Source organism: Micrococcus sp. GbtcB5 (assembly GCF_019091605.1).
Taxonomy (GTDB): Bacteria; Actinomycetota; Actinomycetes; order Actinomycetales; family Micrococcaceae; genus Micrococcus; species Micrococcus luteus.
In genome coordinates this window covers 1-241 of sequence record NZ_JAGXJK010000395.1, presented here as the reverse complement: position 1 = coordinate 241, position 241 = coordinate 1, and the positions used below count along the sequence as shown (strand labels likewise).

Here is a 241-nt window from a genome sequence, read left to right as displayed (position 1 = left end):
CAGGGGGGTGCCGGCGGCGTCGGTCTTCAGCTCGGCCTGGTGGGGCAGGCGGTACGAGACACGACCGTTCTCGTCGGACTTCACCAGGGCGGGCGCGGTGGCCTTCCACTGCGACCGGCGGGCACGGGTGTTGGCACGGGTCATCTTCCGCTTCGGGACTGCCACGACTATCTCTCTTCTGTCTCGGTGATGGAGGTCTCTGAGGTGCCCGCGTGGTGGGCCAGGGCGGCCCAGCGCGGGT

The 241-nt window shown here is 70.1% G+C and carries 1 protein-coding gene; it reads right to left on the bottom strand.

Features of this window, described 5'->3' with window-relative positions:
* The coding region (rpmF, locus tag KVS67_RS12845) for a 50S ribosomal protein L32 (protein WP_217565533.1) at positions 1 to 165 on the bottom strand (165 nt) is incomplete at its 3' end.
* Between the last annotated feature and the right edge of the window lie 76 nt (positions 166 to 241).